This is a genomic window from Pseudomonas sp. A-B-19 (assembly GCF_019947515.1).
In the GTDB taxonomy this organism is placed as follows: domain Bacteria; phylum Pseudomonadota; class Gammaproteobacteria; order Pseudomonadales; family Pseudomonadaceae; genus Aquipseudomonas.
The window spans coordinates 57,012-66,068 of the sequence record NZ_JAGYGN010000033.1 but is presented as its reverse complement, the minus strand read 5'-3'; the positions used below and the strand labels follow the sequence as shown (position 1 = coordinate 66,068).

Below are 9,057 nucleotides of genomic sequence, written 5' to 3'. Positions count from 1 at the left end.
AAAAGGAAGGAAAGTATTAATATCGCGCATAAGAACGCCGGTTTGTTAGATGTGTTTGCTCGCACGAACATCATCAACCAAATCGGCGTTCTTGTTTCTGTGTTTCCCGGGATTCCGTGAAGAACCTTTTTTTTGCCTGAAATCCGGGCACAAAAAAACCCGCCGTCAGGCGCAATGCTGTGGTCCCTGTAGGAGCGAGCTTGCTCGCGATGGACTCAAGCGCGCCGCGTTTAGCCAGTAAACACGCGTTATCGTTGGCGACCATCGCGAGCAAGCTCGCTCCTACAACAGCATTACGCCTGACGGCGGGTTTAAGTGAAGCGGACTTTAGAGCAGGAAGATTGTCGCCAGCCCCAGGAAGATGAAAAAGCCGCCGCTGTCGGTCACGGCAGTAATCATCACACTGGCGCCCATCGCAGGGTCACGCCCCATCTTCGCCAGGGTCATCGGGATCAAGACCCCCATCAATGCCGCCAGCAACAGGTTGAGCGTCATCGCCGCAGTCATCACCACGCCCAATGACCAACTGTGATAGAGCATGTAGGCAACCAGACCAATCACCCCGCCCCAGATCACGCCATTGATCAACGCGACGGCCAACTCTTTGCGCATCAGGCGCGAGGTATTGCCGGTGCTCACCTGGTCCAGCGCCATGGCCCGAACAATCATGGTGATGGTCTGGTTACCCGAGTTACCACCGATCCCCGCCACGATCGGCATCAACGCCGCAAGCGCCACGAGCTTCTCGATCGAGCCTTCAAACAAACCAATGACCCGAGAAGCCACGAACGCGGTAATCAGGTTGATCGCAAGCCAGGCCCAACGGTTACGCAGGGACTTCCAGACCGACGCAAAAATATCTTCTTCTTCACGCAGACCCGCCATGTTGAGAACTTCGCTTTCGCTCTCTTCACGGATCAGGTCGACCATTTCATCGATGGTCAGACGGCCGATCAGCTTGCCGTTCTTGTCGACCACGGGCGCGGAGATCAAGTCGTAACGCTCGAACGCCTGGGCCGCATCGTAGGCGTCTTCGTCCGGGTGGAAACTCACCGGATCGCTGGCCATCACCTCGGAAACCTGTTTGTCCGGATCGTTGACCAGCAAACGCTTGATCGGCAACACGCCCTTGAGGACACCGTCGTAATCGACCACGAACAGTTTGTCGGTATGGCCTGGCAACTCCTTGAGACGGCGCAGATAACGCAAGACCACTTCGAGGCTGACATCCTCGCGGATGGTCACCATCTCGAAGTCCATCAGCGCACCGACCTGCTCCTCGTCGTAGGACAGTGCCGAACGCACGCGCTCGCGTTGTTGCTGGTCGAGGGTCTCCATGAGCTCATGGACGACGTCTCGCGGCAGCTCGGAGGCCAGGTCAGCGAGTTCGTCGGCATCCATGTCCTTGGCGGCTGCCAGGAGCTCGTGATCGTCCATGTCGGCGATCAGGGTTTCACGAACCGAATCGGATACTTCGAGAAGGATGTCGCCGTCGCGATCGGCCTTGACCAGTTGCCAGAGCGTCAGACGATCGTCCAGCGGCAAGGCTTCAAGGATGTAGGCGACGTCGGCGGAGTGCAGGTCATCGAGCTTGCGTTGCAACTCGACGAGGTTCTGCCGGTGGACCAGGTTCTCGACCCGGTCATGATGCGGGCCTTCCTGGCGGTGAGTCAGGTCTTCTACCACGCGCTGGCGCTGCAGCAACTCAACCACCTGAGCCAGGCGATCCTGCAAGCTTTCCTGCGTTTTCTTTACTTCAACATCGGACATAGGCGAACTCCACTCCCAGCAGCGGGGCACGCCGGAAGGATCAATCAGTCAATTCATGATTGGTAAAACGGGGTACTGAGTAACTACTGGGTAAGTCCATGGAGGTATTCCACAAGCCCCGGCGGGGCTGACGGGCGCAATGATACACCGCCTGACGGTTTTAAACGTTAAAAAATCTCGGCTGAAACAAGCGCTTGCACAACAAACCTGAGCATCTCCTGATCCATGAAAGTGCGACGACGCATTCTGAAAAGAAAACACACCACCCTTGGAAAATTGTAGCCGCTACCCTTGAAAAACGTCATGGAGGACGCCCGATGCCATCAATCACACAGTTCTTTCTACTGCTCACCCTGCTCAGCTCCCCGCCCCTGGCGCTCGCCAGTACCGTTCACCGCTGCGAGGCGGCCAATGGGCGCATTACCTTCACCACTTTGAGCTGTGCCGCGGGAGAAAGCGTTTCACTTCAGGACGTGCGCACCTTTACACCCGGCAGCGCGATGGCACTGATGCCGCCAGCCGAGCCCCGTGAAACACCAGGAATGAAAATCCAGAGGAAAGAGCCGACCGTGGTCGGTCAGGCGCAGGACAAATGTGGAAACCTGATCAGTGCCAGAGAGCGCCGCGAAGCGATCATCAATCAGCGAGTGGTCGCCGGCATGAGCCAGCAAGACGTCGAAAGCGCCCTCGGCAAGCCGGACAAGATCAGTATTCGCAATTCAGCCACGAGCTACCGTTACGACACCCGAAGAGGTCGCAGCGCAAACGTGGAGTTCGATGAGAAGGGATGCACGAAAGGAAAAGCCAAATCCCGGACGGCAAAAAGCCCGCATTAAATGCGGGCTTTCTGTTGTATGGTGCACTCGACAGGATTCGAACCTGTGACCGCTCGGTTCGTAGCCGAGTACTCTATCCAGCTGAGCTACGAGTGCAATTTGTGTTTTTAGACCAGACCACAACTGGCTGAAACCAAGTTACTTGCATTACTGCAACTAACTCTTAAATGGTGCACTCGACAGGATTCGAACCTGTGACCGCTCGGTTCGTAGCCGAGTACTCTATCCAGCTGAGCTACGAGTGCATTTGTTGCCGCGCATTATAGGCCGTCTAATCTCTATGTCAAGCACTTTTTCTAGTAATTTCAACAACTTACCGAAGAAGCCAGATTACAACGTACTACGCAAATAATGGCGGAGAACGGGGGATTCGAACCCCCGACACCCTTTTGAGGTGTACTCCCTTAGCAGGGGAGCGCCTTCGGCCACTCGGCCAGCTCTCCGCAACACGGGGCGTATATTAACCAGCTTCTTCCCCGTTTGCAAACATAAAAAACGATAAAAATTAATGGCTTGGTTCTTCGTCCTTCTCTTTCTTGATACGCAGGTAAATTTCCTCCCGGTGAACCGCCACCTCTTTGGGGGCATTAACACCAATGCGCACTTGATTTCCTTTGACGCCGAGCACGGTCACGGTGATTTCGCCATCACCGATAATCAGGCTTTCTGCGCACCGACGAGTCAGAATCAGCATACCTTTCTCCTCACGCATTACATTTCAGGGACAACAGTCTGCAAAAAAAAGGCACTCGACCCACAACCGGAGCGGTCGCAGCCCTACATGCCTGAGTATTGACTAGCGCGAGCAAAAGAACAGCCTCGGAGGCCACGCCATTCAAAAAAACAAAAGGCGCGGTCAAACCGCGCCTTTTGGCAAACGCATCACTCGCCCTGGCGGGCCGGTGCGTCCAGTTCGAAAGCCGTGTGCAGAGCGCGCACAGCCAGTTCCAGGTACTTCTCTTCGATCACTACCGAGACTTTGATTTCCGACGTCGAGATCATCTGGATGTTGATGCTTTCCTTGGCCAGGGATTCGAACATGCGGCTGGCCACGCCTGCGTGAGAACGCATGCCAACGCCGACGATCGACACCTTGGCGATCTTGGTGTCGCCCACGACTTCACGGGCACCCAGCTCGCCGGCGGTTTTTTCCAGCACGGCCTGGGCCGCCTGGTAGTCGTTGCGGTGCACGGTGAAGGTGAAGTCGGTGGTGTTATCGTGCGCGACGTTCTGCACGATCATGTCGACTTCGATGTTCGCGGCACTGATCGGGCCGAGAATCTTGAAGGCAACGCCCGGGATGTCTGGCACGCCACGGATGGTCAGCTTGGCTTCATCGCGGTTGAAAGCGATACCGGAAATGATCGGCTGTTCCATGGTTTCCTCTTCATCAATAGTAATGAGGGTGCCCGGACCCTCCTTGAAGCTGTGCAGTACGCGCAGCGGAACGTTGTACTTGCCGGCGAACTCGACCGCGCGGATCTGCAACACCTTGGAACCGAGGCTGGCCATTTCCAGCATCTCCTCGAAGGTGATCTTGTCCAGACGCTGAGCCACGGACACCACACGCGGGTCGGTGGTGTAGACGCCATCGACGTCGGTGTAGATCTGGCATTCGTCAGCCTTCAGGGCTGCCGCCAGCGCCACGCCGGTGGTGTCGGAACCGCCACGACCGAGGGTGGTGATGTTGCCGTGCTCGTCGACGCCCTGGAAACCGGCGACAACCACCACACGACCTGCCTTCAGGTCACCGCGAATCTTCTGGTCATCAATCTGCAGGATACGCGCTTTATTGTGTGCGCTATCCGTCAGGATCCGCACCTGGTTGCCGGTGTACGACACCGCCGGCACGCCACGCTTGATCAGTGCCATGGCCAACAGGGCAATCGTTACCTGCTCACCGGTGGAGACGATCACGTCCAGCTCGCGCGGAACCGGTTGGCCGTCGCCACTGATTTGCTTGGCCAGATCGATCAGACGGTTGGTTTCGCCGCTCATTGCAGACAGCACAACCACCAGGTCATCGCCGGCATCGCGGAATTTCTTAACCTTGTCGGCGACCTGTTCGATTCTCTCGACAGTGCCGACCGAGGTGCCTCCAAATTTCTGTACGATCAAAGCCATTTCAAAGCCGCCTCTGCCCATGAAGGGCGCCCAAATAATCACTCAAACAGCGTTGCGGCCCGCCACTAGACTGCGGGCCGCAAGCACTGCCTTATAGACCCTGCTCTACAAACGGAACGGTCAGGGCCAGTGCCGCATCCAGTGCGCCAGCGTCGGTACCGCCGCCTTGCGCCATGTCTGGACGACCACCACCCTTCCCGCCCACTGCCGCAGCGGCTTGCTTCATCAAATCACCGGCTTTGAGTTGGCCAGTCAGGTCTTTGGTTACGCCTGCAACCAGAACGACCTTTTCCTCATGGACACTGCCGAGCAGGATCACTGCGCGGCCGAGTTTGTTTTTCAGTTGATCGACCAGCGCCAGCAGCGCCTTGCCGTCCTGACCGTCCAGACGCACGGCCAGCACTTTCACGCCCTTGACGTCCTGCGCCTGGGCCGACAGATCGTCGCCCGCGGCACTGGCAGCCTTGGCCTGCAACTGCTCGAGTTGCTTCTCCAGCTGACGGTTGCGCTCCAGCACAGCCGACAGCTTGTCGATCAGGTTGTCGCGGCTGCCCTTGACCAGGCTGGCCGCTTCCTTGAGTTGTTCTTCCGCCGCGTTCAAGTAGGCCAGCGCTTGCGCACCGGTAACGGCTTCAATACGACGCACACCCGATGCCACACCGCCTTCGCTGATGATTTTCAGCAGGCCGATGTCGCCGGTGCGGTTGGCGTGGATGCCGCCGCACAGTTCGACGGAGAAATCGCCCATGCTCAGCACGCGCACACTGTCGCCGTACTTCTCGCCGAACAGCGCCATGGCGCCTTTTTGCTTGGCGGTTTCGATATCGGTTTCTTCGGTTTCAACTTCGGAATTCTTGCGAATCTCGGCGTTGACGATGTCTTCCAGCGCTTTCAACTGCTCAGGCTTGATGGCCTCGAAGTGGCTGAAGTCAAAACGCAGACGCTGACTGTCGACCAGCGAGCCTTTCTGTTGAACGTGATCGCCCAGCACCTGGCGCAATGCAGCGTGCAGCAAGTGAGTCGCAGAGTGGTTCAACGACGTGGCGTGACGCACCTCGGCGTCAACATGGGTCTCGACCGGCGCACCGACGATCAGGCTACCCGAATCCAGGATACCGTGGTGCAGGAATGCACCGCCGGTCTTGGTGGTGTCACGCACATCGAAACGCGCGCTGCCGGCCTGCAGGTAACCGCAATCACCGACCTGACCACCGGACTCGGCGTAGAACGGCGTCTTGTCGAGAACGATCACGCCCTCATCGCCTTCGCTCAATACGTCGACCGACTGGCCGTCTTTATACAGCGCAACGATTTTGGCGGAGCCGCTGTGAGCGATGTAACCGGTGAACTCGGTGGCCACGTCAACCTTGACCAGGCTGTTGTAGTCCATGCCGAAGGAACTGGCGGAACGGGCACGGACGCGCTGGGCCTCCATCTCACGCTCGAAACCTTCTTCATCGATGGTCAGGCTGCGCTCGCGAGCGATGTCGCCGGTCAGGTCCATCGGAAAACCGTAGGTGTCGTAAAGCTTGAACACTACGTCGCCGGGCACCACGTCGCCTTTGAGTTCAGCCAGATCCTGCTCGAGGATCTTCAGGCCCTGCTCCAGGGTCTTGGCGAATTGCTCTTCTTCGGCCTTCAGCACGCGCTCGATGTGCGCCTGCTGGGATTTCAGTTCCGGGAAAGCTTCGCCCATCTCGGCGACCAGGGCCGCGACGATCTGGTAGAAGAAGCTGCCCTTGGCGCCCAGTTTGTTACCGTGACGGCAGGCGCGACGGATGATCCGGCGCAGCACGTAACCGCGGCCTTCGTTGGACGGCAGCACGCCGTCGGCGATCAGGAAACCGCAGGAACGGATGTGGTCAGCCACCACTTTCAGCGAAGCCTGGGCGTCGTTGGTGCAGCCGATGGCCTTGGCCGACGCGCTCAGCAGGCTCTGGAACAGGTCGATTTCATAGTTCGAGTGTACGTGCTGCAGCACGGCACTGATCCGCTCCAGGCCCATGCCGGTGTCGACCGACGGCGCTGGCAGCGGGTGCAACACGCCATCGGCGGTGCGGTTGAACTGCATGAACACGTTGTTCCAGATCTCGATGTAACGGTCGCCGTCTTCTTCCGGCGAACCCGGTGGGCCGCCCCAGATGTCGGCGCCGTGATCGTAGAAAATCTCGGTGCAAGGACCGCACGGGCCGGTATCGCCCATGGTCCAGAAGTTGTCGGAGGCGTACGGCGCGCCCTTGTTGTCGCCGATGCGCACCATGCGTTCGGCCGGAACCCCGATGTCCTTGGTCCAGATGTCGTACGCCTCGTCATCGCTGGCGTAGACGGTGACCCAGAGCTTTTCCTTCGGCAGGTTCAGCCACTTGTCGGACGTCAGGAAGTTCCAGGCGTAGGTGATGGCATCACGCTTGAAATAATCGCCGAAGCTGAAGTTACCCAGCATTTCGAAGAAGGTGTGGTGACGGGCGGTATAACCGACGTTTTCCAGATCGTTGTGCTTGCCGCCGGCGCGCACGCATTTCTGGCTGCTGACCGCGCGGGTGTACGCGCGCTTTTCCTGGCCCAGGAAGCAGTCCTTGAACTGGTTCATCCCCGCGTTAGTGAACAGCAGGGTTGGGTCGTTGCCCGGAATCAAAGAGCTGGAGGCTACACGGGTGTGGCCTTGCTCTTCGAAGAAGCGAAGGAAGGCTTCACGGATTTCTGCGCTTTTCATTAGGTTCTTCCACGGAGGCTGCGGCCAAAGGCCTGTTCGAAACGTCAACAGACGAAGCGACGGCAAAGGGCCGCATTATATCGGCCCTGCGCGCGGGGTACAGCGTGTTTATACGATAGAAACGGTCAAATGGAGTGCTAACGCTATCACTTGCGCGAAAAGTCGACGAATGTCGCGACGACCTGCTCGATTTGCCCACGGCTGACGTCCATGTGCGTGACCATGCGCAGACGAGCGGCGGCACTGAGCTTGATCCCGCGTTCAGCGGAAAATGCCTTGATGGCCTCGGCCTGGTCGCCCATCTGCACGTAAACCATGTTGGTTTGCACCGGTTCGACTTCAAAACCCGCCGCCCGCAGGCCTTCGGCCAGGTATTGCGCGTTGGCGTGGTCATCGGCCAGGCGCTGAACGTTGTGATCCAGCGCGTACAGGCCTGCCGCCGCCAGAATCCCGGCCTGACGCATGCCGCCACCGACCATCTTGCGCAGGCGCCGGGCCTTGCCGATCAGCTCAGCCGAGCCGCACAGCACCGAACCCACCGGGGCGCCCAGCCCTTTGGACAGGCAGACCGAGACGGAATCGAAATACTGGGTGATTTCCCGGGCATCCACACCCAGCTTCACTGCCGCGTTGTACAAGCGTGCGCCGTCCAGGTGCAGTTGCAAACCGTGTTCGCGGGTAAAACTGCGCGCCCGGGCCAGGTACTCCAGCGGCAGGACTTTGCCTTGCATGGTGTTTTCCAGCGCCAGCAAGCGGGTGCGGGCGAAATGGAAGTCATCCGGCTTGATCGCCGCCGCGACCTGCGCCAGGTCCAGCGAACCGTCGGCCTGCACTTCCAGCGGTTGCGGCTGGATCGAACCGAGCACCGCCGCGCCGCCACCTTCGTACTTATAGGTGTGGGCCTGCTGGCCGACGATGTACTCGTCACCGCGTTCGCAGTGGGCCATCAAACCCAGCAGGTTGCTCATGGTGCCGGTGGGCACAAACAGCGCCGCGGCAAAACCCAGCCGTTCTGCCAATTCAGCTTCCAGACGATTGACCGTCGGATCTTCGCCATACACGTCATCGCCGGTGGCGGCCTTGGTCATTGCGTCGAGCATGCCGGCGCAAGGTTGGGTGACGGTGTCGCTGCGAAGATCGATAACGCTCATGAATCCGGCCTCGGTAAGCAGGGGAAATCCCTTTCAGGAGAGAATTACTGCGGGCATGGCGACGATTAATCAACCCTTGCGTAGGAAAAGGCCGATTAAACCAACGGAAAAGTCGATGACAATCATCCAAAAGGGGCCATGCGCATACCGCAAATATGTGATAAAAACGCTACGCCGCCAAACATTCCGGCGGCAAAAACGTTCTCAGGGCGGGGTGCAACTCCCCACCGGCGGTAATTGCGCGCAATGCGCATAGCCCGCGAGCGCTTGGTGACAGCACCGCTTCGGCAGTGCCCGGCAGCAAGGTCAGCAGACCCGGTGTGATCCCGGGGCCGACGGTCATAGTCCGGATGAAGAGAGAACGGGATTGACAGCAAAGGGCCGTCCGCCGGCATTCGTGCGAGCGAGCGTACCCTCAGATCCCCTTCGATTCATAACGCCCTGTTTTTCACACAAACAGGAG

Annotated in this window: 6 protein-coding genes, 3 tRNA genes and 1 riboswitch; of the genes, 1 reads left to right on the top strand and 8 read right to left on the bottom strand. The window is 58.7% G+C overall.

Annotated elements, in window-relative coordinates; translation table 11 throughout:
* Positions 1–327: 327 nt before the first annotated feature.
* Positions 328–1,770 carry a magnesium transporter gene (gene mgtE, locus KGA81_RS26335; protein WP_223549923.1) on the bottom strand — a complete coding sequence of 481 codons (1,443 nt, stop codon included), beginning with the start codon at positions 1,768–1,770 and terminating at the stop codon, positions 328–330.
* Between the two features lie 317 nt (positions 1,771–2,087).
* On the opposite strand from mgtE, the gene KGA81_RS26330 reads away from it, so the two are divergent.
* Positions 2,088–2,606, top strand: a complete 519-nt coding sequence (locus KGA81_RS26330; RefSeq protein WP_223549932.1) for a cell envelope protein SmpA — start codon at positions 2,088–2,090, stop codon at positions 2,604–2,606.
* Between the two features lie 19 nt (positions 2,607–2,625).
* On the opposite strand, the gene KGA81_RS26325 is transcribed toward KGA81_RS26330, so the two are convergent.
* From KGA81_RS26325 to ltaE, 7 genes are all read right to left on the bottom strand, one after another.
* A tRNA-Arg gene (locus tag KGA81_RS26325) sits at positions 2,626–2,702 on the bottom strand.
* A 72-nt stretch (positions 2,703–2,774) separates the two neighbouring features.
* Positions 2,775–2,851 (bottom strand) — tRNA-Arg (locus tag KGA81_RS26320).
* A 107-nt stretch (positions 2,852–2,958) separates the two neighbouring features.
* A tRNA-Ser gene (locus KGA81_RS26315) sits at positions 2,959–3,049 on the bottom strand.
* A gap of 62 nt (positions 3,050–3,111) precedes the next feature.
* On the bottom strand, positions 3,112–3,300 hold the full coding sequence (gene csrA, locus KGA81_RS26310; protein ID WP_002554426.1) for a carbon storage regulator CsrA: 189 nt from the start codon (positions 3,298–3,300) through the stop codon (positions 3,112–3,114).
* Positions 3,301–3,488: 188 nt separating this feature from the next.
* Entirely contained in the window at positions 3,489–4,730 is a 1,242-nt protein-coding gene (locus KGA81_RS26305) for an aspartate kinase (RefSeq protein WP_007971040.1), read from the bottom strand.
* A gap of 91 nt (positions 4,731–4,821) precedes the next feature.
* Entirely contained in the window at positions 4,822–7,443 is a 2,622-nt protein-coding gene (gene alaS, locus KGA81_RS26300) for an alanine--tRNA ligase (protein WP_223549921.1), read from the bottom strand.
* A 146-nt stretch (positions 7,444–7,589) separates the two neighbouring features.
* Entirely contained in the window at positions 7,590–8,594 is a 1,005-nt protein-coding gene (gene ltaE, locus KGA81_RS26295) for a low-specificity L-threonine aldolase (RefSeq protein ID WP_223549919.1), read from the bottom strand.
* A 196-nt stretch (positions 8,595–8,790) separates the two neighbouring features.
* Positions 8,791–8,961, top strand: a riboswitch (FMN riboswitch).
* Positions 8,962–9,057: the final 96 nt, after the last annotated feature.

Excerpts from the sequence above, each read along its gene's own strand:
- mgtE (WP_223549923.1), bottom strand. The coding sequence starts at position 1,770 with ATGTCCGATGTTGAAGTAAAGAAAACGCAGGAAAGCTTGCAGGATCGC.
- KGA81_RS26330 (WP_223549932.1), top strand. The coding sequence starts at position 2,088 with ATGCCATCAATCACACAGTTCTTTCTACTGCTCACCCTGCTCAGCTCC.
- csrA (WP_002554426.1), bottom strand. The coding sequence starts at position 3,300 with ATGCTGATTCTGACTCGTCGGTGCGCAGAAAGCCTGATTATCGGTGAT.
- KGA81_RS26305 (WP_007971040.1), bottom strand. The coding sequence starts at position 4,730 with ATGGCTTTGATCGTACAGAAATTTGGAGGCACCTCGGTCGGCACTGTC.
- alaS (WP_223549921.1), bottom strand. The coding sequence starts at position 7,443 with ATGAAAAGCGCAGAAATCCGTGAAGCCTTCCTTCGCTTCTTCGAAGAG.
- ltaE (WP_223549919.1), bottom strand. The coding sequence starts at position 8,594 with ATGAGCGTTATCGATCTTCGCAGCGACACCGTCACCCAACCTTGCGCC.